Here is a 21,038-nt window from a genome sequence, read left to right on the forward strand (position 1 = left end):
CGTCGGAAGGTGGCAGAAACGTGCAGTGGACGAACTTAGGCGAACAAACCGTGTATGAGAACCGCTGGTTCAGGGTCAACCTGGCGGATGTCGCGCTCCCCGACGGCCGTCACCTCGACCACTTCCTGATCCGGCTGCGGCCGGTGGCCGTCGCGACCGCGGTCAACGAGGCCAACGAGGTGCTGATGCTCTGGCGGCACCGCTTCATCACCGACAGCTGGGGCTGGGAGCTCGCGGCGGGCGTCGTCGAGGACGGGGAGTCCGTCGCCGACGCCGCGGCCCGCGAGATGGAGGAGGAGACCGGCTGGCGTCCCGGTCCCCTCGCGCATCTGCTCACCGTCGAGCCCTCCAACGGTCTCACCGACGCACGGCACCACCTCTACTGGGCCGAGGACGCCACGTACACCGGCCACCCCGAGGACGACTTCGAGTCCTCGCGCCGTGAATGGATACCGCTGAAACTGGTGCCCGACATGATCGCCCGCGGTGAGGTACCGGCCTCCAACATGGCGGCCGGTCTGTTGATGCTCCACCATCTGCGTCTGGGGTAGTGCGGCAGATCCCAGGGCTGCTCCTGGCCTACGGGCTCATCGCCTGCCACACCGCCACCGCGAGCGCTCCCACTGCCGTGAGCGCGGCGACGGCGGGCAGCGGCCATCGGGCGTGCTCGAGCGCTCCGACGCGTGCGGCGAGATCGGCCAGTTCCCGGTCGATCTGGTCGTTGCGCTGCGCGAGCAGCGCCAGATGGCCGTCGATGCGGGCCAGACCCACGTCGATGCTGCGGCGCAGTTCGGCGAGTTCTTCGACGGCCACTAAGTGATCCGGGTCGGTGGACACGGGTGTTTCTCCTGTTCAGGTAGTTGTGCGCGGACCCTTCGCTCTTCGTCTGCTGAGCGGGACCGAGTCAACTCGCCCTGACGGGAGGGCGGGAGCGTGTGCGCATGGCATATGCGAGCACGCTCCGCGCGCCCCGTGTGAATATGTGTTCGATTCATGTCCCCGCGGCACCGGCGGGGGTGTGTGTCAGGAGTACGAGTAGAAGCCGGAGCCCGTCTTGCGCCCCAGCCGGCCCGCGTCCACCATCCGCTGGAGCAGCGGGGGAGCGGCGTAGAGCGGCTCCTTGTACTCCGCGTACATCGAATCCGCGACCGACGCCACGGTGTCGAGGCCGATCAGGTCCGACAGCTTCAGCGGCCCCATGGGGTGGGCGCAGCCCATCTCCATGCCGTTGTCGATGTCCTCACGGCTCGCGATGCCCGACTCGAACATCCGGATCGCGGACAGCAGATACGGGATGAGGAGTGCGTTCACCACGAAGCCCGAGCGGTCCTGGGCGCGGATGGGGTGCTTGTCCAGCACCTGCTGCACCACTGCCTCGGAGCGCTTGATCGTCTCTTCCGACGTGGTCAGCGCCGGGATCAGCTCGACGAGGCCCTGCACCGGGGCCGGGTTGAAGAAGTGGATGCCGATGACCTGGTCGGGACGCGAGGTCGCGACGGCCAGCTTCACCAGGGGGATGGAGGAGGTGTTGGAGGCGAGAATCGCGTCCTGCCGGGTCACGACCTGGTCGAGCACCTGGAAGATCTCGGTCTTGACCTGCTCGTTCTCCACAACGGCCTCGATGACGAGATCGCGGTCGGCGAACTCCCCGAGATCGGTCGTGAAGGAGAGGCGCTCCAGGGTGGCGTCGCGCTCCTCCTCGGTGATCTTGCCGCGCTCCGCCGCCTTCGTCAGGGAGTTGTACAGCCGGGTGCGGCCGATCTCGAGTGCCTCGCCCGTGGTCTCGGCCACCTTGACCTCGAGACCGCTGCGGGCACACACCTCCGCGATACCCGCGCCCATCTGGCCGCAGCCCACCACTCCCACGCGTGCAATGTCGGCCATTGACTCCGTCACCTGATGCCTTTCGCTGGTCCTTCGTCCGGCGGGTCCCCCGTACGGTTCCGGCGCCCGCCGACCCCCCGACGTTACTCCGGATGCGCGGGTGGGTGGACGCCCGGGGCGGGCATGCTCCAGCCGACACGGCATTCGGTATCGAAGGGAACAAGGTGTGGCCTATGGGGCGCATGGGGAGAAGGGGTTTCGTGGTGACCGCGGCGGGAGCCCTGGCCGCGGTCGCGGCCGCCGGGGACTCGGCAGCCTCCGCCGGGCCCGCAGGCCGCGAGGGGGCGCCGCGCCGGGCGACGCGTGAGTTCCGCGGGGTGTGGCTGGCGACCGTGGGGAACCGCGACTGGCCCTCCGTACCGGGCCTGACAGCGGCCGAACAGCGCGCCGAGCTGCTCGTCCATCTCGACACCGCGGTGCGACGGCGGCTGAACGCGGTGGTCTTCCAGGTGCGGCCGACCGCGGACGCGCTGTGGCCTTCGCCGCACGAGCCGTGGAGCGAATTCCTCACAGGAACGCAGGGGCGTGACCCCGGCTGGGACCCGCTGGGCACCGCCGTGACCGAGGCCCACCGGCGGGGCCTGGAGCTGCACGCCTGGTTCAACCCGTACCGGATCGCGATCCACGCCGACATCTCCCGGCTGGTGCCCGCGCACCCGGCCCGCAGGCACCCGGACTGGGTCGTGCGGTACGGCGGGAAGCTGTACTACAACCCGGGCATGCCCGAGGTCAGGGCGTTCGTCCAGGACGCGATGATGGACGCCGTCCGCCGCTACGACATCGACGCCGTCCACTTCGACGACTACTTCTACCCGTACCCGGTCGGCGGCGAGGTCTTCGACGACGACGCGGCCTGGGACCGTCATGGCGCCGGGCACCCGGACAGGGCTTCCTGGCGGCGGGCCAACACGGAACTGCTGGTCCGGGAGATGGGCGCGCGCATCGCGGCCGAGAAGAAGCGGATCCGGTTCGGGATCAGCCCCTTCGGTGTCTGGCGCAACGCCGCCACGGATCCCCTCGGGTCACGCACGGAGGCGGGCACGCAGACGTACGACGACCTGTACGCGGACACCCGCACCTGGGTGAAGAAGGGCTGGATCGACTACGTCGTCCCACAGGTCTACTGGCACATGGGCTTCAGCATCGCCGACTACGCGACGCTGGTGCCCTGGTGGGCAGAGGTCGCGGCGGGCACCGGAGTCGATCTGTACATCGGTGAGGCGCTGTACAAGGCGGGAGCGCCGGGGCAGCCCGCCGCGTGGCAGGACCCCGCGGAGCTCTCCCGGCACCTCACGTACGCAGGACGCCACGCAGCGGTCGGCGGGCACTGCTTCTTCTCAGCGCTGGAGGTGTCGGCCGACCCGATCGGTGCGATGTCGCGGGTGGTGGCCGACCACTACCCGACACGTGTGCGCACGAAGGACTGAGGCGGGACACGGAGAACGGGCCCCGGACGCGGTGACGCGTCCCGGACCCGCCCGGTCACGCTTTTTCTTTGTGCTGGACTTCGCAGTCGGGGCCGGGTGACAGCAGCGCCTCGTGCCCGTCGTCGAAGCGGACGCGGAACGGAGGGCTGCCCTCCTGTCCCAGCACCTCGAGGACTTCGGCGACCTTGTCGTGCTGTCCCACGGTCCTGCCGTGCACCAGCAGTGTGTCGCCCACGTTCGCTTGCATCAGGAGTGACCTCCTAGAAGCGGTCGGTCCGTTTTGGCGGGTCGTTTCGAGTCTACGGCCGGGGGTCCGCCGCGCATCCCCGGCCGTCGTGGTCCTTTTCAGGTACGGGCCCGCTGGGTGACCGCGATGCACACCAGAACGGCGACGGCAGCGATCGGTGCCGCGGGGGAGATGTCCTCGCCGAGCAGGGCGACCGACCAGACCAGGGTGAGAAGGGGCTGGGCGAGCTGGAGCTGGCTGGCCCGTGCGATGCCGATCTCGGCCATGCCGCGGTACCACACGTACAGCCCGAAGAACGTCGATCCGGCGGCGACCCAGACCAGCCCGGTGACACCCCGGGCGGTGAGGTCTACCGGCTCGAAGGACAGGGCGACGAGGGAGCCCGCCACGCACAACGGCAGACACAGCACCAGGGCCCAGCCGACCACCTGCCACCCCGGCATCACGCCGGCGAGCCTGCCGCCCTCGGTGTAGCCCGCGGCACAGACCAGGAGGGCGCCGAAGAGATACAGGTCGCCGGTGTGCACCGCGCCGCCGCTCTGCTGGACGGTGAACGCGATCACCACCGCGGCCCCGGCGAGTGCGGCGGCCCAGAAGGTCCGGGAGGGGCGCCTGCCCGTGCGCAGGGCCGCGAAGGATGCTGTGGTCAGCGGGAGCAGGCCCACCACGACGGCGGCGTGCGAGGTGGTGGAGGTCTGCAGGGCGAGGGTCGTCAGCAGCGGGAAGCCCACCACGACACCGCCGCCGACCACGGCGAGCCCCGCCCAGTGGCGGCGCGCGGGCAGGGGGACGCGCAGTGCGAGCAGGAACCCGCCCGCGAGCACGGCGGCCAGGACTCCGCGCACGGCGACCAGCGACCAGGGACCGAAGCTGTCCAGCCCCCAGACCGTGGACGGGAAGGTCAGGGAGAAAGCGACCACGCCCAGCGCGGCGAGGACGGTACCGCTGCTGACCGCTATCGATGTGGTGGGGGTAGCGCTATCCTGTGCTGTCATGCAAGAGCGTAGCAGTGTGGCTGAACTGGCAGATTCGCTGCGGAGCGAACTGAACCGCTACTCGCCAGGTGGAAAGCTGCCGTCGAGCCGGGCTCTCGTCGAGCGCTATCGCGTCTCGCCGGTGACGGTGTCCCGCGCGCTCGCCCAGCTCGTCGCCGAAGGCCTCGTCGTCACCCGGCCCGGGGCAGGGGCGTTCCGGGCCCGCCCCCGAACCGACACCCCGCCGGTCGGGGACACGTCCTGGCAGGAGGTCGCCCTCAGCGCGGACTCCGCCTCCGAGGTCGTACCGCGTGCGGTCGACGCATCCGGGGTGCTGGTCACGCTGGCCGCGCCGCCGCCCGGTGTCGTCGAGTTCAACGGCGGCTATCTGCATCCCTCGCTCCAGCCCGAACGGGCCATGGCGGCCGCACTCGCCCGTGCGGGACGGCGCCCGGGCGCCTGGACACGGCCACCGACGGACGGCCTCCCGGAGCTGCGTGAGTGGTTCGCCCGCGGCGTGGGCGAGACCGTCGGGCCGGCGGACGTCCTGGTCACGGCAGGGGGCCAGTCCGCGCTGGCCACCGCGCTGCGCGCGCTCGCGCCGCCCGGAGCGCCCGTGCTCGTCGAGTCGCCCACGTATCCCGGCATGCTTGCCATCGCCCGTGCCGCCGGGCTGCGGCCGGTGCCCGTCCCCGTGGACGCGGAGGGAGTGCGGCCCGATCTCCTCGCCGCCGCCTTCCGTGCCACCGGCGCCCGCGTCTTCGTCTGCCAGCCGCTGTTCCAGAACCCGACCGGTGCGGTCCTCGCGCCCGACCGCCGTCCCGAGGTGCTCCGCATCGCCCGCGAGGCCGGGGCGTTCGTCGTCGAGGACGACTTCGCCCGGCGGCTCGTCCACGAGGATGCGGGCGCACCGCCGCGGACGCTCGCGGCCGACGACCACGACGGGGTGGTCGTCCATGTGAGCTCGCTCACCAAGGTGACATCGCCCAGCCTCCGGGTCGGCATGCTCGCCGCCCGCGGACCGGTCCTCGAACGGCTCCGCGCCATTCACGTGGTCGACAGCTTCTTCGTTCCGAGGCCGCTCCAGGAAGCCGCCCTCGAACTCGTCGGGGCGCCCGCCTGGAACCGTCATCTGCGTTCCGTGGCAGCCGAGTTGAAGACCCGTCGCGACACCCTGACCGCGGCACTGCGCCTGCGGCTGCCCCAACTCGCCCTGCCGCACGTGCCCTCCGGCGGCTACCACCTCTGGCTGCGTCTGCCCGAGGCCGCCGACGAGAACGCCCTCGTGGCCGCCGCGCTGCGCGCCGATGTCGCCGTGGCGCCGGGGCGCCCGTACTTCTGCGCCGAACCGCCGGCCGGCCACATCCGTCTGAGCTTCGCGGGCGTCGCGGGTCTCGCCGAGATCACGGAGGGGGTGAAGCGGTTGCAGGCCGCCTGGGCGGAGCTGCCGGGGTGAGCCGACGCCTGCGAGAGCCCGTCGGCGAGAGCGGGACGAGCGGCGGTCGTCGCCCTTCGGGTCGCCCCTTGACCTGCGAGGCGTTCCCCAGCACCATCACGCCATGAGTGTCCGGGTCACGTTGGTCGCCGCCGCGCGCAGCTCCTCGTTGCTCACCGAGCGGTTCGACGACGACCGGCCGCTCGACCAGGCGGGCTGGCACGAGGTGCAGATCGCCGCGCACGCGCTCGTGCCGCTGAGCGCGGCCGAGCTGCGCTACTGCTCGCCCACCGCCCGCAGCCGGGCGACCGGCGAGGCGCTGGGCTTCGCGCCTCTCGCCCAGCCCGCGCTGCGCGACTGCGACATGGGCCGGTGGCGCGGCTTCACGCTGGCCGAGGTGACCGCGCGCGAGCCCGCAGCGGTGGACGCCTGGCTCGCGGATCCGCGCAGCGCCCCGCACGGGGGCGAGCCGCTGCTCGCCTTCATCACGCGGATAGGGAGCTGGCTGGACACCCGTCCCGCGGACGACGGCGGCTCCATCGTCGCCGTGGCCGAACCCGCGGTCGTACGCGCGGCCTTCGTCTACGCCCTCCGTGCGCATCCCTCGATGTACTGGCACGTCGACGTCCGCCCGCTGTCGACGATCACCCTCGCCGGCTGCCCCGGCCGCTGGAACCTGCGCCTGGAAGCGACGGCCTGACCCCCGCGACGGTCACACCGGGCCCAGCTCGCGCCGCCTGCGCTCCAGATACGCCGCCTCCGCCGCGTTCCCCGTGCTCGCGATCGCCGCTGCGTACTCCTGCGCCGCCTCCGTCCCGCGTCCCAGCCGCCGCAGCAGATCGGCCCGCACGGCGTGCAGCACATGGAATCCCTGCAGCCGCGGCGCCACGTCGTCGACCAGGGCGAGCGCGACCCGCGGGCCTTCTGCCTCGGCGACCGCGACCGCACGGTTCAGCGCCACCACCGGAGTGGGCGCGATCACCGTCAACTCGTCGTAAAGCTCCACGATCCTGCCCCAGTCGGTGCCGGCCGCGTCCGGGGCTTCGCTGTGCACCGCGCCGATCGCCGCCTGGATCCGGTACGGCCCCGGGCTGCCGCGGCGCAGGCACCGTCGGACCAGCGCCTGGCCCTCGGCGATGAGCGCACGGTCCCACAGCGACCGGTCCTGTTCCGCGAGCGGTACCAGTTCGCCGCCGGGCCCGGTGCGCGCCGGGCGACGCGACGCGGTCAGCAGCATGAGCGCCAACAAACCCAGGACCTCGGGCTCGTCGGGCATCAGCTCGGCCAGGAGCCGGCCCAGGCGAACGGCCTCGGCGCACAGGTCGTCGCGCACCAGGCGGTCGCCGGAACCCGCGCTGTAGCCCTCGTTGAAGACGAGGTAGACGACGGCCAGCACCGCGGGCAGCCGGTCGGGCAGCTCCGCCTCGTCCGGGACCCGGTAGGGAATGCGGGCATCGCGGATCTTGCCCTTCGCACGGACCAGCCGCTGGGCCATGGCCGGTTCGGCCACCAGGAACGCGCGGGCGATCTCCGCGGTGGTCAGCCCGCCGAGCAGCCGCAGTGTCAGGGCGACCCGGGCGGCGGGCGCGAGCGCCGGATGACAGCAGGTGAAGATCAGACGGAGCCGGTCGTCGTGCACGGGGCCCTCCTCAACGGGCGGCTCGGCTGCGTGGAGCAGCGCCGCCTGAGCGTGCCGGTCCGCGCGGGCGGCCTCCCGTCTCAGCCGGTCGATCGCCCGGTTCCTGCCGGTGGTGATGATCCAGCCCGCGGGGCTGGGCGGGGGACCGGTCGCGGGCCACCGCTCCAGCGCCGTGGTGAACGCGTCCTGCACCGCCTCCTCGGCGATGTCGATGTCGCCGAAGACACGGACGAGGACGGCGACCGCACGGCCGTACTCCTGCCGGAACACGTGCTCCACGGCGGCCGCGCCCACCGGACCCGTGCCCTCCGGTCCGCCGGCCCCGTCCTCACCGTTCGTCACCCGCAGCCGCCGTTGTGCTGCTCCAACGGCCTCACCTCGATGGGCAGGGTGATCGCACGGGCGAGCTTGCGGCCCCATTCGAGCGCCGCGTCGAGATCGGGTGCCCGGATGACGGTGAAGCCGCCGAGGTGCTCCTTGCCCTCCACGTACGGGCCGTCGGTCATCAGGACCTCGCCGTCCTCCAGCTTCAGCACCGTCGCGGTGCTCGGCGGGTGCAGGCCGCCCGAGAGAACCCAGGCGCCGGCCTCCCGGAGTTCGGCGCTGACGGCCTCGACGTCACGCATGATCGGGTCGAGGATCTCGGGCGGGGGCGGGTCGCCGTCGGGCTGGTAGATGCTGAGCAGGTACTCCTGCATGGTGGCCTCCTCGGTGCGGACGCGGCGTCGCGCCGCGTTCTCACCCTCTACACGAACGGGCCGGGCCGGAATCGACACGCCTCACCGAAAAAATCCGGTCGGCCGACCGGGTGGACGTCGCGTGCTTCAGCCAGTCGTCGCGCAGGGCGCAGGCCAGGGCAGACATGGGGGCGTCCAAGGGCCGTGCGTCCGAGGACTGTCCGCTCCGATCCGCCGGGCACGCCTCGGTGGTCCCACGCCGCTCCAGGTCAGGTGCGGGCGACGATGATGACCGCCTCGCCCGCACCGGCCCGTCGGATCACCCTGCGGACGTCAGGAGCGCGGTCCGTCGGTCCGTTCGGCGCGCGCCGCGTTCTTCTCCTTGATGCGCGCCGCCTCCTTGCGGACCTCGGCCTGGGTGGCGCGTTCCTGCCGCAGCCACTCGGGAACGTCGTTCTTCAACGCCTCGATCTGCTCGGTCGTGAGGGCCTCGGTGATCCCGCCGCGTGCGAGACCCGCGATGGAGACGCCCAGCTTCGCCGCGACCACCGGTCGGGGGTGCGGGCCGTTGCGTCGCAGTTCCTGCAGCCACTCGGGCGGATCGGCCTGCAGCGCATCGAACTCGCTGCGCGAGACCACACCCTCCTGGAATTCGGCGGGGGTGGCCTGGAGGTACACACCCAGCTTCTTCGCCGCGGTTGCGGGCTTCATTGTCTGGGTGGTCTTGTGCGACGTCATGACGTCAAGGGTATCGAGCGTGTGCGCGGGCTCTGACCACGACCGGTAGCCTGGCGCGGTGACAGGCTCGGAAGCACCCCCCTCGTTCAGGCTCGCGTACGTCCCCGGTGTGACGCCGGCCAAGTGGGTGCGGATCTGGAACGAGCGGCTGCCGGACGTACCTCTGACCCTCGTCACGGTGGCCGCCGCCGAAGCGCCCGACATGTTGCGGGCCGGCGGCGCGGACGCGGGATTCGTGCGGTTGCCGATCGATCGGACGGACCTCAGCGCGATTCCGCTCTACACCGAGACGACGGTGGTCGTCGTCCCGAAGGACCACGTCGTCGCGGCGGTCGACGAGGTGTCCGCCGAGGATCTTGCCGACGACATCGTGCTGCACCCCCTGGACGACACCCTCGTATGGGAGCGGCGGCCGGGACTGCCCGCGAAGGAGCGCCCCGCCACGACGGCGGACGCCGTCGAACTTGTGGCGGCAGGAGTGGGACTCCTCGTCGTCCCGCAGTCGCTCGCCCGCCTGCACCACCGCAAGGACCTCACCTACCGGCCGGTCTCGGACGCCCCGGAGTCGCGCGTCGCGCTGTCGTGGCCCGAGGAGGCGACCACCGACCTGGTGGAGCAGTTCATCGGGATCGTGCGCGGGCGGACCGTCAACAGCTCACGAGGGCGACCGGCCCCGGCACAGCCGAAGGCCAAGCGCCCCGACACGGGCGACGCGCGGCGGACGCCCGCAGCCCGCAAGTCGACCGGCAAGACCCCCCGGTCCGGCTCCGGCGCCCCGCGCCGCGGCAAGGGCGGCAAGCCGCGCCGACGGTCGTAACCCCGGGGTCGGCCGCGCCGCGGGGCGCAGCCGACGCGGGCGTACGGGGAGGCATGCCGCCGACGCCGTGGCCGCGTGACGGGGTCAGGCGGTGAACCCGAGCGCCAGGGCGCCGACCACCGGCGCCGCGTACAGCAGGGGGAACGCGATGTGCGCGTACCAGCGCGCCCGGATCACGGTGACGACCGCCCCGGCGAAGTACAGCACCAGGCCGATTCCGGCCGCGACCCCGATCACCGGCACGAACAGGCCGACGACCAGGCCCGCGGCCCCCGCGGCCTTGGCCGTGCCGAGCCAGGGTATCCACGAGGCGGGAACGTGGTAGTCGGCCATGGGCTTCACGACCCACTCGGCGCGGAGGAAGACAGAACCGGCCGAGAAGCCCGCCATGGCGGCGGCCAGGAGGGTGACGACGACGTAGGTGGTGGACATCAGCAGTGCTCCTCATCAGGCGGAAGCCGGTGCGAGGTTCGCTCCGGCCGAGGTGAGTTCGTCACTTGCTTGACACTGCGCGACGGTCGGATGTGACAGGACGGGCGAAGAAATTTCTGCGGCCCAGGGCTGCCTCGGCTCCCCGGGGGCGGACAGGCCTTCAGCTGGGCGAGCAGGTGCGGGCCACGGTCTCCGGGCGATGGATCGGTGCGAGGCCCTGAAGGTTCTCGTCACCCCGTGAGGGCGAGGTCCCCGGCGGGCGGACATGTGACTCAGCGCTTCGGTTGGCGAGTTGAGTGTTGTGGTCGGCCCGCAGGGTAGCGGTACGCGCTGACCTGCCAGGACTTCGAGAGAAGTCGTACGGGAAGCGGCGCAAGCGGGCTGTTCCGGGGGCATGACGGTTACGGTCCACGCTTCGGACATCGCACCCTTCGGATGATCCAGGGGCGTCAGAATGGCGCGATGGACCATCACTTCGTCGGCATCCCAGAGTTGACCGGCGTTCCCCGTGTTGCGGTCGTCATCGACGTCATGCGCGCCTTCACCGTGGCTGCCTGGGCCTTCTCGCGTGGCGTCGAGAGGATCGTCCTGGCCTCAACGGAGAGTGAGGCACTCGCCTTGAAGGAGAGCCGCTCGGGGTGGCTGGCTTTGAAGGACGGAGCTCCGGCAGCGGGCTTCGACGCGGTGAACTCACCTGGCTTGCTCAGGTCATGCGATTTCGCTGGTCGCACGCTGGTGCAGAAGACGACGGCAGGAACCGTGGGCGCTCTGGCCGTCGCGAACGCGCCGCTGGTCTTGTGCGCGAGCTTCGTGGTGGCCGGCCCGACGGCGCGGTTCCTGCAGACCGAGGACTCCGGTCCGGTGACGTTCGTTGTCACCGGCGAGGGGGGCCGGGCCGACGAGGACCTGGCCTGCGCTGAATACATTGGTCAACGTATGGCCGGAGGCGATGTCGAGGCGGCCCCGTATCTCCACCGCGCGAGGACTTCTCGTGCCGCGGCAGACCTCGCCGGTGGGCTGCGGAGCGGATACCACCCGGACGATGTCGATCTCTGCTTGGAAATCGACAGGTTCTCCTTTGCGATGGTGGCTCGCCAGGAAGAGTCTCTGACGGTGCTCCGCCCCGTTGCGGTGCCTGACATCCTGTCCAGTACCCGCTGACCTGCTGCTGGGCCAACTCAAGCGCTAAAGGCGAACTCGGCCGGTCAGCCACGGGGCAGCGGCGCCGCCCCCGCTTCGTTGCATAAAACTGCAGAGCTGCGTATAGTCATGCCATCCACGAGGAGGGTTCGATGACGGTTCTGGCAGCAGTGGCAGGGGCGAGCGGCTATGCGGGCGGGGAACTGCTCCGCCTGTTGCTGGCCCACCCCGAGGTGCAGATCGGCGCCCTCACCGGCAATGCCAACGCGGGCCAGCCGCTCGGCGCCCTGCAGCCCCATCTGCTTCCCCTCGCCGACCGGGTTCTCCAGCCCACCACGGCCGAGGTGCTCGCCGGTCACGACGTGGTGTTCCTCGCCCTTCCGCACGGACAGTCCGCCGCCGTCGCCGAGCAGCTCGGGGACGACGTGCTCGTCGTCGACATGGGCGCCGACTTCCGGCTGAAGGACGCCGCCGACTGGGAGGCGTTCTACGGCTCCGCCCACGCCGGTACCTGGCCCTACGGTCTCCCCGAACTGCCGGGTGCCCGCACCGCGCTGGAGGGGTCCAAGCGCATCGCGGTGCCCGGCTGCTATCCCACGGCCGTCTCGCTCGCACTTTTCCCCGCCTACGCGGCAGGACTTGCCGAGCCCGAGGCCGTGATCACCGCCGCCACCGGCACCTCCGGCGCGGGCAAGGCGCTCAAGCCGCACCTGCTCGGCTCCGAGGTGATGGGCTCCATGACGCCTTACGGCGTCGGCGGCGGCCACCGCCACACCCCCGAGATGATCCAGAACCTGAGCGCCGTCGCGGGGGAGCGGGTCACCGTCTCCTTCACCCCGACACTCGCCCCCATGTCCCGCGGCATCCTCGCCACCTGCTCCGCCAAGGCGAAGCCGGGCACCACGGCCGCCGATGTCCGGGCCGCGTACGAGAAGGCCCTGGCGGACGAGGAGTTCGTCCACCTCCTCCCCGAGGGGCAGTGGCCGGCGACGGCGTCCGTGTACGGGTCCAACGCCGTGCAGATCCAGGTCGCGTACGACGAGGCCGCCGGCCGCATCATCGCCGTCAGCGCCATCGACAACCTCACCAAGGGCACCGCCGGCGGCGCGGTGCAGAGCATGAACATCGCCCTCGGACTTCCGCAGGCGACGGGTCTTTCCACGATTGGAGTTGCGCCGTGAGCGTGACCGCAGCGAAGGGATTCACGGCCGCGGGCATCGCAGCCGGGATCAAGGAGAACGGCAACCCGGACCTGGCCCTCGTGGTCAACAACGGGCCCCGCCGCGCCGCCGCGGGAGTCTTCACCTCCAACCGCGTCAAGGCCGCCCCCGTCCTCTGGTCCGAGCAGGTCCTCACGACCGGCGAGGTCACCGCCGTCGTTCTCAACTCCGGTGGCGCCAACGCCTGCACAGGCCCCAAGGGGTTCCAGGACACGCACGCCACCGCCGAGAAGGCGGCCGAGGTGCTGGACATCGGCGCGGGCGAGGTCGCCGTCGCCTCCACGGGTCTGATCGGGGTCCTGCTCCCCATGGACAAGCTGCTGCCCGGCATCGAGCAGGCCGCGTCCCAGCTGAGCGAGCACGGCGGCGAGAAGGCCGCCATCGCCATCAAGACCACCGACACCGTCCACAAGACGGCGGTGGCCACCGGCCAGGGCTGGACCGTGGGCGGAATGGCCAAGGGCGCGGGCATGCTCGCCCCCGGACTCGCCACCATGCTGGTCGTTCTCACGACCGACGCCGACCTCGACGCCGCCACCCTCGACAAGGCGCTGCGCGACGCCACCCGCCTCACCTTCGACCGGGTCGACTCGGACGGCTGCATGTCCACCAACGACACGGTGCTGCTGCTCGCCTCCGGCGCGGCCGCGGTGACGCCCGCGTACGACGAGTTCGCCGCGGCCGTACGCAGCGTCTGCGACGACCTCGCCCGGCAGTTGATCGGCGACGCAGAAGGCGCGTCCAAGGACATCCGCATCGAGGTGATCAACGCAGCCACCGAGGACGACGCCGTCGAGGTCGGCCGTTCCATCGCCCGTAACAACCTCCTCAAGTGCGCCATCCACGGCGAGGACCCCAACTGGGGCCGGGTGCTCTCCGCCATCGGCACCACCCGGGCCGCCTTCGAGCCCGACCGGCTCAACGTCGCCATCAACGACGTCTGGGTCTGCAAGAACGGCTCCGTCGGTGAGGACCGCGAACTGGTCGACATGCGCTACCGCGAGGTGAAGATCACCGCCGACCTCGCCGCCGGAACCGAGTCCGCGGTCATCTGGGCCAACGACCTCACCGCCGACTACGTCCACGAGAACAGCGCGTACAGCTCATGACGAACCCGACGCGGAAGCACACCGCCCTGCCCAAGGCACAGATCCTCATCGAGGCGCTGCCCTGGCTGACCCGCCATCACGGCAAGACCGTCGTCATCAAGTTCGGCGGCAACGCCATGATCGACGAGGAGCTGAAGGCCGCCTTCGCCCAGGACGTCGTCTTCCTGCGCCACGCCGGCCTCAAGCCCGTCGTCGTGCACGGCGGCGGCCCCCAGATCTCCGCCGCGCTCGACCGGCACGGCCTGGTCAGCGAGTTCAAGGCGGGGCTGCGGGTGACCACGCCCGAAGCCATGGACGTCGTGCGGATGGTGCTGGCCGGCCAGGTCCAGCGAGAGCTGGTCGGGCTGCTCAACCAGCACGGCCCGCTCGCCGTCGGACTCACCGGCGAGGACGCCCACACCATCACCGCCACCAAGCACCAGCCGCAGATCGACGGCGAACTCGTCGACATCGGCCGGGTCGGCGAGATCACCGCCATCGACACCGGAGCCATCGAGGCCCTGCTCGCCGACGGCCGCATCCCGGTCGTCTCCTCGATCGCCCGCTCGCAGGACGACGGACACGTCTACAACGTCAACGCCGACACGGCGGCGGCGGCACTCGCCGCGGCGCTCGGCGCCGAGACCCTGATGGTCCTCACCGACGTCGAGGGCCTCTACGAGGACTGGCCGAACAGCGACGAGGTGATCAGCCGCCTCACCGCCCTGGAGCTGGAGAAACTGCTTCCCGACCTCTCCAGCGGCATGGTCCCCAAGATGGAGGGCTGTCTGCACGCCGTACGCAACGGGGTCAACACGGCCCGTGTGATCGACGGCCGAGTCCAGCACGCGATCCTGCTGGAGATCTTCACCGACGAGGGCGTCGGCACGATGGTCGTGCCCGACGGACAGGGGGAAAAATGACCGGCAACCAGGACCTCGCGCAGCGGTGGCAGAGCGTGATGACCGACAACTACGGAACACCGAAGCTGTCCCTCGTCCGCGGTGAGGGCTCGAAGGTCTGGGACGCGGACGGCACCGAGTACACCGACTTCGTCGGCGGCATCGCGGTGAACGCGCTGGGTCACGCCCACCCCGCCGTCGTCGAGGCCGTCTCCCGTCAGATCGCCTCCCTCGGCCATGTCTCCAACCTCTACGTCGCAGAGCCGCCCGTGGCGCTCGCCGAACGGCTGATCCAGCGGTTCGGCCGCCCGGGACGGGTCTACTTCGCCAACTCCGGCGCGGAGGCCAACGAAGCCGCCTTCAAGATCGGCCGGCTGACGGGCCGTCCGCACATGGTCGCCACCACCGGCGGCTTCCACGGCCGGACCATGGGAGCTCTCGCCCTCACCGGGCAGCCCGCCAAGCAGACGCCGTTCCTGCCGCTGCCCTCCGACGTCACCCACGTCCCGTACGGGGACGCCGAAGCGCTGCGCGCGGCCGTCACCGAGGACACGGCGCTCGTCATCATCGAGCCGATCCAGGGCGAGAACGGTGTGGTCGTACCGCCCAAGGGCTATCTGGAGGCCGCCCGCGAGATCACCCGGGCCACCGGCACGCTCCTCGTCCTCGACGAGGTCCAGACCGGCATCGGCCGGACCGGCCACTGGTTCGAGTACCAGGCGCACCAAGGCGTCGAGCCCGATGTCGTCACGCTCGCCAAGGGTCTCGGCGGCGGTCTGCCCCTCGCCGCGACCGTCGTCTTCGGCGAGGCGGCCGAGCTGCTCAAGCCCGGCCACCACGGTTCGACGTTCGGTGGGAACCCGGTCTCCTGCGCCGCCGGGATCGCCGTCGTCGACACCCTCGCAGCCGACGGACTGCTCGACGAGGTGAAGCGGCTCGGTGAGAAACTGCGGGACGGAATCGAGGCCTTGGGACACCCGTTGGTCTCCCATGTCCGTGGCAGCGGCCTGCTGCTGGGTATCGTGCTCACCGGACCGCTCGCACCTCAGGTGCAGCAGGCGGCCCAGGGTGCCGGTTTCCTGGTGAACGCCCCTGCGCCCGATGTCGTACGGCTCATGCCGGCCCTGACCATCGGTGACGCCGAGGTGGACGCGTTCCTCCAGGCGCTCCCCGGCATCCTTCAGGAGAGCAGCGGGGAAGGACGATCCGGGGAATGAGACGACGATGACCGACGGCCAGGACACCGAGCACGGCGGCCCCGCCGTTCCGCAGACCCGCACGGCACGCCACCGCCGGATCGTGGACATCCTCAACCGGCAGCCGGTGCGCTCGCAGAGCCAGCTGGCGAAGCTCCTCGCGGACAACGGGCTGAGCGTCACGCAGGCGACGCTCTCCCGTGACCTCGACGAGCTGGGCGCGGTGAAGATCCGCAACACCGGCGGCGAGCTGATCTACGCGGTGCCCAGCGAGGGCGGCTTCCGCACCCCGCACGCACCGCTCGGCGAGTCCGCGAAGGAGGAGCGCATGCGGCGCCTCTCCGGCGAGCTGCTGATCTCCGCGGAGGCGTCGGCGAACCTGGTGGTGCTGCGCACACCGCCGGGCGCGGCCCAGTTCCTGGCCTCGGCCATCGACCAGGCCGAACTGCACGACATCCTGGGCACGATCGCGGGTGACGACACCCTGATGCTGATCAGCCGCGATCCGCAGGGCGGCCAGGCACTGGCGGACCATCTGCTGCGGCTCGCCCAGAACGACCGTTAGGGCGCGCACGACGCATCAGGGCCATGACCCCGACACGGCACTTCGTCTCCCCGGGCCTTCGGGCCCGGGGAGACGCTGACGTGGCGCCCGGGACGGGGCCGGAGCGGTCGGTGTCAGGCCGTCAGCTTCGCCGAGTGGCGGGCGAATCCACTCGTCTGCCAGGTGAGCCCGTCCGCGGTGACGGCGAAGCCCTCCGTGTCGGGGAGCTCCTCCAGCCAGTCACGGGCGCGCCACCCCATGGCGTACGCGGCCGTGGCCCGGGCGTCCGCCTGGGTGAGGCCCGGGCAGACGACGGTCATGGACGCGAGACCGTCCGCGGGCGGGCGCCGGGTGTGCGGATCGACGATGTGGCAGCCCCGCTCGGCCGGGCCCGACGTCGCGACGCCGAGGGTCCGGTCGGTCTCGACGACGGCGACCAGCCCACCGGGACACAGCGGGTCGGAGATACCGACCCGCCACGGGCCGCCGTACAGCTGGACGTCGCCGCCGCCGTTCAGGCAGACCGCCTCCGCGCCGGAGGAGGCGAGCATGCGGACGGCGCGTTCCACCGCCCAGCCCTTGACCAGACCGGTCGGGTCCAGCACGCCCGCATAGTGTGCGGTGAACCAGCCACCGCTCAGACGCTCCTCGTCCTCGCAGCCGCGCAGCACCTCGGCGACCTCGAACCCACAGTCCGACAGGGCCAGTTCACCCCTGCCGAGCCGACTGATCCGGCTGTCCGGACGGTAGGTCGAGAAGATCTCGTCCGCGCTGTGCAGACCGGCCACCGCGGCGGCGAGCCCGGCCCGCACGCGGGCGGTGTCACCGTCGGCCGCCATCCTGATGTCGAACGAGAACACCGTGCCCATCGCGTGCTCGACGTGACGCAGCCGCGCCCGGTCCGTCATCACAGGCCCGCCTTGTCGATCGCGCTCTGCAGGGACTGGATGTAGCCCTCGCTGGTGTAGCTCGCGCCGGAGACGGTGTCGATCTGGGCGTTCTGTGCGGTGACGGCGGCCTGGTTGAGCTTGGGGACGGCATCGGCCGCGATCTTGCGGCTGTTGGCGTCGGCGGAGGGCGTCTTCACCGCCTCGGCGGCCGTGATCTTTCCGCCGCTGACGGTGATGCTGACCTGGACGTCGCCGTACTGGGTGCTCGCCACCGAGCCGAGCACCGTCTTCGGCGCCCCGGCGTCCGAGCCCGCACCCGTACCCGCTTCCGCGCCACCCGCTCCCGTTGCTGCTCCCGCTCCCGCTCCGGAGGATGCCGCGTCCGAGTCGCCGGAACCGGCGTCGCCGGCACCCGCCCCGGCTTCCGCACCCCCGTTGCCACCCGTTGCGGCTTCCTCCTGCGCACCGCTGTCCCCGGCCCCGGCACCGCCGCCTGCCCTGTCCAGCGCGCTTTGCAGCGACGCGATATAGCCCTCGCTCGTGTACGTCGCGCCGGAGACGGTGTCGATCCGGGCGTTCTGCGCGGTGACGGCGGCCTGGTTGAGCTTGGGGACGGCATCGGCCGCGATCTTGCGGCTGTTGGCGTCGGCGGAGGGCGTCTTCACCGCCTCGGCGGCCGTGATCTTTCCACCGCTCATGGTGAGGCGTACCTGCACCGGCCCGTACTGGGTCTCGGACACGTCCCCCAGCACCGTCCGGCCGCCCGCGGTCTCGATCCCGCCGCCGCCCGTTGCCGAGGCGGCGGGCGGCACGGCTCCGCCGGCCTCGGACGATGCTCCGGCCACCGAGGTGCCCGGCTGCTTCAGGGCGAGGAGCAGTACAACGGCCGACGCGGTGCCGGCGATGCCCAGCACGATCCGGCGCAGTGGGTGTTTCCTGGTCACTGACGGCCTCACATCTCGAACGACTCGTGGTGGATACGCCGGGACGGGACTCCCGCCTCGCGCAGCGCGTGGAACGACATCTCGGTCAGGCCCGGTGGCCCGCAGAGATAGACGTCGTGCTGATCGATGTCCGGCAGCACCTCCTTGAGGCGTTCAGTGGTGATCTCGGGCCGCGAACCGTCCGGGCCGTTCACGGCGTACATCAGCCGCGCGCCGCGCACCTGCGCGATCTGCTGCAGCTCCTTCCACAGCGCCAGGTCCTCGGTCGTGCCCGCCCGGTAGAGCAGGGTCAGGTCCCCGGGGCCGCCGGGCAGGGTCTCGAACAGCGCCCTCAGCGGGGTGATACCGGCGCCGCCGGCGATCATCAGCACCTTGCTGCGGCTGCGCCGGCCGGCGGTCATGGCGCCGTACGGGCCCTCCGCCCATACCCGGGTGCCGGGCTCCAACTGGGAGAGCGCCGTGCTGTGCCCGCCCACGGCCTTGACGGTGATGCGCAGCAGATCCGGACGGGGCGCGGCGGAGAGGGAGTACGGATTGGCGCTCCAGCGCAGCCCCTTGGCGAGGAACCGCCAGCGGAAGAAGTGGCCGGCCTCCGCCCCGAGCCGGTGCAGCCGCCGCCCTGAGATCAGCACGGAGACCACACCGGGGGCCTCGTCCACCACGGCCTCCACCCGCATCCGGTGGTTGAGGTTCAACAGCACGGGAGCCAGGATCCGGTAGCGGAGGAGCAACACGCCGACCGCGCCGTACAGCACGTACCAGATGGTGCGTGCGGTCGGGTTCGCGACGAACTCGGCCCCGGTGGCGAGCTGGTGCCAGAAGGTCAGGTACACGGCCACGTAGGTGAGGAGGTGCAGGTAGTACCAGGTCTCGTAGCGCACCCGCCGCCGTACCGCACCGGCCGAGACGACGCCGATGACGAGCAGCAGAACGGTCCCGATCGTCGCCTTGATCATTTCGGGGAAGTCGACGACGACGGTGACGCTCTGCTCCACGAAGCCGGTACGGCCCTGGACGGAGTATCCCCAGATGGTCATGACGACATGGGCGACGACGAGGGAGATCGCGTACCGGCCGCTCATCGCGTGCCAGCGGGTCGCCCGGTCGGATCCGACACCCCGCTCCAGGGCGGGCACGCGCGCCATCTGGAGCACCACGAGCGCGATCATGTACCCGCCGAGCAGTCCGGTGATCCGGCCCGCGCCGATCAGCCACTGCGCGGTGTCCATCGTCACCACGGCCGTGTTCTGCCACCACAGCCACATCACCCCGGCCGCGCCCGCCCAGGCGACGGCCAGCAGCGCGGCCGCCGGCGAACGCCGGGGCCGGATCGCGCGCATGGTCTGCCGCCTGGCGGCCCGACCGCTCTGCATCATCACCACGGCTGCTCCTCGGCTGCTCCGTATCGGAGGTGGATACGGAGCGGAGCCTGCAACAGTTCAATGGGGCGCGGTCTTTGTGTCCCCGGCGAACGGCGCCCGGGTCAGTACCGTGTCAGGGCCGTGCGTCCGGATGTGGTGCCGATGGCGATGTGCGGGGAGCGGCCCGGCTCGGCCCAGGCCAGGATCCGGCGCATCGCGGCGACCGGTACGGACACGCAACCGGCAGTCGCGCCCTTGCCGTTGACGTGGAGAAAGATGCCGGCGCCGCGTCCGCGCACCGGACGGTCGTAGTTGAAGCCGATGACCAGGGCGTGGGCGTACTGGGTGCGGTACGACACAAGGTGCTCCGACTCGGCGGCCCGGCAGTCCGCCGGCAGTCGCTCCACCCAGCGGTTGTACGCGCGCGATGCGGTGTCCTGGCACCACCAGGAGTCGTTCGTGACCCGGCGGTAGCGGTGCCCGGTGCCGGCCGGCGGGGGCTTGATCCCGAAGGCGTACGGCAGAGCGAACAGCCCGGTGGGCGTGGTGGACGTGCCCTGCTTGCGGCCCGAGCCCTCGGTGAGACCGTTCGCGCCGAAGCGGGCGGCGGCGGACCCGGCCGCACGCCAGCTGCCGTCCGGCCGCCGGTCCCACCAGGTCACCTTGCCGGTGGTGGAGCCGGTGGTGGGGGCCTCCGCGGTGATCAGCTGACTGCCGCCCCCGGTGTCGGCCATACGGGCGGGCAGCGGGGAGGGGGCGGTGGGTGCGGCGGCGACGGAACCGGCGGCGAGGAGCAGCAGAGCCGTACCGAGTGCGAGACGGGGGCGCATGGTCAACGACCGTATGTCCGCTCCGCTGCGCCCGCCGCCGGGCGCGCGCCGAACGGGTCAGTCCGTGCGCGCGGGCAGCGGCAGCGGCAGTGCGGGCAGCCCGTCCAGACTGACGCCGACGTGCTCCTTCTGCTCGCAGTACGCGGCGAATTCCTGGTCCGACTTACGGCCGAGATGCTCGGCGAGCTGGGTGCGCTCCTCGCGGTAGTCCATGAAGGGCACGGCGAACCCGCAGGCGTCGCTGATGCGGACTGCCCGGACGACGACGACCGCGCGGGCACCGGGGCCGTCGACGTCCGAGAAACGGCCGATCCACTCGGCCCAGTTCGGGTCGTCCCGGAAGACGGCCTCGCCCTTGCCGTGCACGCGCAGCACCTTCGGCGGCCCGGAGAACGCGCACCACATCAGCGTGATGCGCCCGTTGCCCTCCTCGCGGACGTGGGCGATGGTCTCGGCGCCGCTGCCGCCGAAGTCGAGATAGGCGAGCGTCTCGCCGTCGACGACCACGAGCGTGCCGCTGCGCCCCTTGGGCGAGACGTTGACGTGCCCGTCGCCGGCCAGCGGGGCGGTGGCCGTGAAGAAGACCGGCTGCTGCTCGATGAACTCGCGGATTCGGCCCTCAATGCGTTCGTACGTTTTCCCCATGGGCGAAT

At 71.4% G+C, this 21,038-nt stretch carries 24 protein-coding genes; 11 read left to right on the forward strand and 13 right to left on the reverse strand.

Annotation, left to right across the window (positions count from 1 at the left end):
* The first annotated feature begins 20 nt into the window (after window positions 1-20).
* Window positions 21-551: an NUDIX hydrolase gene (locus AC067Z_RS10260; protein WP_478789039.1), complete on the forward strand. Its 531-nt coding sequence runs from the start codon at window positions 21-23 to the stop codon at window positions 549-551.
* Window positions 552-579: 28 nt separating this feature from the next.
* Here AC067Z_RS10260 and AC067Z_RS10265 read toward each other — a convergent pair whose 3' ends face one another.
* Together AC067Z_RS10265 and AC067Z_RS10270 are read right to left on the reverse strand one after the other, a co-directional pair.
* Window positions 580-837 (reverse strand): hypothetical protein, encoded by a 258-nt coding sequence (locus tag AC067Z_RS10265; protein WP_478789040.1) that lies wholly within the window; start codon window positions 835-837, stop codon window positions 580-582.
* Window positions 838-1,023: 186 nt separating this feature from the next.
* On the reverse strand, window positions 1,024-1,884 hold the full coding sequence (locus tag AC067Z_RS10270; protein ID WP_478789041.1) for a 3-hydroxybutyryl-CoA dehydrogenase: 861 nt from the start codon (window positions 1,882-1,884) through the stop codon (window positions 1,024-1,026).
* 173 nt (window positions 1,885-2,057) lie between these two features.
* Between AC067Z_RS10270 and AC067Z_RS10275 the strand changes: the two genes are divergently transcribed.
* Complete coding sequence (locus AC067Z_RS10275; RefSeq protein ID WP_478789042.1) at window positions 2,058-3,311, forward strand: glycoside hydrolase family 10-like protein; 1,254 nt, start codon at window positions 2,058-2,060, stop codon at window positions 3,309-3,311.
* A 55-nt stretch (window positions 3,312-3,366) separates the two neighbouring features.
* Here AC067Z_RS10275 and AC067Z_RS10280 read toward each other — a convergent pair whose 3' ends face one another.
* Together AC067Z_RS10280 and AC067Z_RS10285 are read right to left on the reverse strand one after the other, a co-directional pair.
* Window positions 3,367-3,558 (reverse strand): DUF1918 domain-containing protein, encoded by a 192-nt coding sequence (locus tag AC067Z_RS10280; RefSeq protein WP_478789043.1) that lies wholly within the window; start codon window positions 3,556-3,558, stop codon window positions 3,367-3,369.
* A 98-nt stretch (window positions 3,559-3,656) separates the two neighbouring features.
* Window positions 3,657-4,553 carry a DMT family transporter gene (locus tag AC067Z_RS10285; RefSeq protein ID WP_478789044.1) on the reverse strand — a complete coding sequence of 299 codons (897 nt, stop codon included), beginning with the start codon at window positions 4,551-4,553 and terminating at the stop codon, window positions 3,657-3,659.
* Between AC067Z_RS10285 and AC067Z_RS10290 the strand changes: the two genes are divergently transcribed.
* Both AC067Z_RS10290 and AC067Z_RS10295 read left to right on the forward strand, forming a co-directional pair.
* The gene (locus AC067Z_RS10290) at window positions 4,552-5,988 is read left to right on the forward strand and encodes an aminotransferase-like domain-containing protein (protein ID WP_478789045.1); all 1,437 of its coding nucleotides are present in this window, start codon (window positions 4,552-4,554) and stop codon (window positions 5,986-5,988) included. The two genes, AC067Z_RS10285 and AC067Z_RS10290, sit on opposite strands and share 2 nt — an antisense overlap.
* Window positions 5,989-6,091: 103 nt before the next feature.
* Window positions 6,092-6,667 carry a histidine phosphatase family protein gene (locus tag AC067Z_RS10295; RefSeq protein ID WP_478789046.1) on the forward strand — a complete coding sequence of 192 codons (576 nt, stop codon included), beginning with the start codon at window positions 6,092-6,094 and terminating at the stop codon, window positions 6,665-6,667.
* 12 nt (window positions 6,668-6,679) lie between these two features.
* Here the strand turns inward: AC067Z_RS10295 and AC067Z_RS10300 are convergent, their stop codons facing one another.
* The 3 genes from AC067Z_RS10300 to AC067Z_RS10310 all read right to left on the reverse strand — a co-directional run bounded on the left by AC067Z_RS10300 (window position 6,680) and on the right by AC067Z_RS10310 (window position 9,021).
* Window positions 6,680-7,948 (reverse strand): RNA polymerase sigma factor, encoded by a 1,269-nt coding sequence (locus tag AC067Z_RS10300; RefSeq protein ID WP_478789047.1) that lies wholly within the window; start codon window positions 7,946-7,948, stop codon window positions 6,680-6,682.
* Window positions 7,945-8,304, reverse strand: a complete 360-nt coding sequence (locus tag AC067Z_RS10305; protein ID WP_478789048.1) for a YciI family protein — start codon at window positions 8,302-8,304, stop codon at window positions 7,945-7,947. Before AC067Z_RS10305 ends, AC067Z_RS10300 begins: the two co-directional genes overlap by 4 nt.
* A 312-nt stretch (window positions 8,305-8,616) precedes the next feature.
* Window positions 8,617-9,021: a DUF5997 family protein gene (locus AC067Z_RS10310; RefSeq protein WP_478789049.1), complete on the reverse strand. Its 405-nt coding sequence runs from the start codon at window positions 9,019-9,021 to the stop codon at window positions 8,617-8,619.
* A gap of 58 nt (window positions 9,022-9,079) precedes the next feature.
* Here AC067Z_RS10310 and AC067Z_RS10315 point away from each other — a divergent pair, with 58 nt between their 5' ends.
* Window positions 9,080-9,838 (forward strand): LysR substrate-binding domain-containing protein, encoded by a 759-nt coding sequence (locus AC067Z_RS10315; protein ID WP_478789050.1) that lies wholly within the window; start codon window positions 9,080-9,082, stop codon window positions 9,836-9,838.
* Between the two features lie 84 nt (window positions 9,839-9,922).
* Here the strand turns inward: AC067Z_RS10315 and AC067Z_RS10320 are convergent, their stop codons facing one another.
* Window positions 9,923-10,270 (reverse strand): DoxX family protein, encoded by a 348-nt coding sequence (locus tag AC067Z_RS10320; RefSeq protein ID WP_478789051.1) that lies wholly within the window; start codon window positions 10,268-10,270, stop codon window positions 9,923-9,925.
* A 462-nt stretch (window positions 10,271-10,732) separates the two neighbouring features.
* Between AC067Z_RS10320 and AC067Z_RS10325 the strand changes: the two genes are divergently transcribed.
* The 6 genes from AC067Z_RS10325 (at window position 10,733) to AC067Z_RS10350 (ending at window position 16,381) form a co-directional block, all read left to right on the forward strand.
* Complete coding sequence (locus AC067Z_RS10325; protein WP_478789052.1) at window positions 10,733-11,431, forward strand: 2-phosphosulfolactate phosphatase; 699 nt, start codon at window positions 10,733-10,735, stop codon at window positions 11,429-11,431.
* Window positions 11,432-11,562: 131 nt separating this feature from the next.
* Window positions 11,563-12,591, forward strand: a complete 1,029-nt coding sequence (gene argC / locus AC067Z_RS10330; protein WP_478789053.1) for an N-acetyl-gamma-glutamyl-phosphate reductase — start codon at window positions 11,563-11,565, stop codon at window positions 12,589-12,591.
* Window positions 12,588-13,739: a bifunctional glutamate N-acetyltransferase/amino-acid acetyltransferase ArgJ gene (argJ, locus tag AC067Z_RS10335; protein ID WP_478789054.1), complete on the forward strand. Its 1,152-nt coding sequence runs from the start codon at window positions 12,588-12,590 to the stop codon at window positions 13,737-13,739. Before argC ends, argJ begins: the two co-directional genes overlap by 4 nt.
* Entirely contained in the window at window positions 13,736-14,641 is a 906-nt protein-coding gene (argB, locus tag AC067Z_RS10340; protein ID WP_478789055.1) for an acetylglutamate kinase, read from the forward strand. Before argJ ends, argB begins: the two co-directional genes overlap by 4 nt.
* A complete protein-coding gene (locus AC067Z_RS10345; protein WP_478789056.1) occupies window positions 14,638-15,837 on the forward strand; it encodes an acetylornithine transaminase in 1,200 nt (399 codons plus the stop codon). The genes argB and AC067Z_RS10345 overlap by 4 nt, the downstream gene beginning before the upstream one ends.
* A 7-nt stretch (window positions 15,838-15,844) precedes the next feature.
* Entirely contained in the window at window positions 15,845-16,381 is a 537-nt protein-coding gene (locus AC067Z_RS10350; RefSeq protein ID WP_478789057.1) for an arginine repressor, read from the forward strand.
* 113 nt (window positions 16,382-16,494) lie between these two features.
* Here the strand turns inward: AC067Z_RS10350 and AC067Z_RS10355 are convergent, their stop codons facing one another.
* From AC067Z_RS10355 to AC067Z_RS10375, 5 genes are all read right to left on the reverse strand, one after another.
* Window positions 16,495-17,268, reverse strand: coding sequence for an FAD:protein FMN transferase (locus AC067Z_RS10355; RefSeq protein ID WP_478789058.1), 774 nt, complete (start codon window positions 17,266-17,268; stop codon window positions 16,495-16,497).
* Window positions 17,268-18,194, reverse strand: a complete 927-nt coding sequence (locus AC067Z_RS10360) for an FMN-binding protein (protein ID WP_478789059.1) — start codon at window positions 18,192-18,194, stop codon at window positions 17,268-17,270. Before AC067Z_RS10360 ends, AC067Z_RS10355 begins: the two co-directional genes overlap by 1 nt.
* A gap of 8 nt (window positions 18,195-18,202) precedes the next feature.
* Window positions 18,203-19,570, reverse strand: coding sequence for a ferredoxin reductase family protein (locus AC067Z_RS10365; protein WP_478789060.1), 1,368 nt, complete (start codon window positions 19,568-19,570; stop codon window positions 18,203-18,205).
* Window positions 19,571-19,677: 107 nt separating this feature from the next.
* Window positions 19,678-20,385 (reverse strand): L,D-transpeptidase family protein, encoded by a 708-nt coding sequence (locus AC067Z_RS10370; protein ID WP_478789061.1) that lies wholly within the window; start codon window positions 20,383-20,385, stop codon window positions 19,678-19,680.
* 57 nt (window positions 20,386-20,442) lie between these two features.
* Window positions 20,443-21,030, reverse strand: coding sequence for a pyridoxamine 5'-phosphate oxidase family protein (locus tag AC067Z_RS10375; RefSeq protein WP_478789062.1), 588 nt, complete (start codon window positions 21,028-21,030; stop codon window positions 20,443-20,445).
* Window positions 21,031-21,038 lie beyond the last annotated feature (8 nt).

This window comes from Streptomyces sp. NPDC043812 (assembly GCF_056436245.1).